1 protein-coding gene and 1 pseudogene are annotated in these 1036 nt (G+C 67.7%); both read right to left on the reverse strand.

What is annotated here, in order from left to right:
• Positions 1 to 365: pseudogene (locus HCN51_RS57720) on the reverse strand (hypothetical protein); the annotation flags it as partial.
• On the reverse strand, positions 362 to 907 hold the full coding sequence (locus tag HCN51_RS57725) for a sigma-70 family RNA polymerase sigma factor (RefSeq protein WP_168022226.1): 546 nt from the start codon (positions 905 to 907) through the stop codon (positions 362 to 364). The gene HCN51_RS57725 and the pseudogene HCN51_RS57720, both read right to left, overlap by 4 nt.
• Positions 908 to 1036 lie beyond the last annotated feature (129 nt).

Below are 1036 nucleotides of genomic sequence, written 5' to 3' on the forward strand. Positions count from 1 at the left end.
TCCGCGGCCCCGTTCTCGCCCCGGGGCTGCTTGCAGGTCTGGCCTGCGGGCAGGTAGTCCACCACCGACGTGATCCCGGCCTCGGCCAGCTCGGACTCCAGGCCCTCGGGGTCGACGAACGAGTTGATCTGCACCTCAACGGTGCCATCGGAGCCCTTGGAGACCGCATACGCCGCGCTGCCAGTCACGCCGGTCACCATCACCACGGCCGTGGCGGCCGCCGCGGCCCCCGCCACCACGGCGGACAGTCCCACGATGCGCCGGGTGCGTCGTACGGGTGTCACAGTTGTCATTCGATCTTCTGCCTTTCTCGTCGTGATCTCGTCCTTGAGTGCGCGCAGAAGGCGATCTTCGAAGCTGGTCATATCCGTCCTTCCTGGTACGCGGCCGATGGCGAGATGACGTTCTTGAGGGTGCGCCGGGCGCGGTGCAGTCTGACGCGTGCGGTCACGTGCCTGATGCCCAGAGCCTTGGCGGCCTCGGTGACGGTGAGCTGATCGATCGCGACGAGCTCCAGCACAGCGCGTTCGCTTTCGGGAAGGGCCTGCATGGCCTTCAAGGCGTTGCGCATCCGGCGCTCGGCGTCGATCCGCTCCTCCATCCTGGTGAGATCGTCGTCGTCCATCAGCCGGCGACCGGCGACGCGGCCGGCCGCCCGCGCCTCGATGGCCGCCTTGCGGTGCTGGGCGGATACGACGTTGCGCGCGATGCCGTAGAGCCAAGCGAGCTCGCTACCCCGGCCGGGCACGTAGGTGTGCGCCGAGTCCAGCACCGCCAGGAAGATGTCCGCCGTCAGGTCGGCGGCGAGGTGAGGATCACTCACCCGCCGGACCACGAAACGCATGACGGCATCGACGTGACGGCGATAGAAGGCCTCAAAGGCCACGGGGTCCTCGCAGAGACGCACAGGCCTCGCTCCCTTTCGTCGATCGCCCTTACACCTCTACTTGGATCGAGCGGCGAGAAGCGTTTCAGACCCCGTTCGACGACACCGCAGATCGACACCTGCACCGGCCACAGGCCCAGGCGCAACCAG

Origin of the sequence: Nonomuraea composti, from assembly GCF_012034275.1 — a bacterium.
In the GTDB taxonomy this organism is placed as follows: Bacteria; Actinomycetota; Actinomycetes; order Streptosporangiales; family Streptosporangiaceae; genus Nonomuraea; species Nonomuraea composti.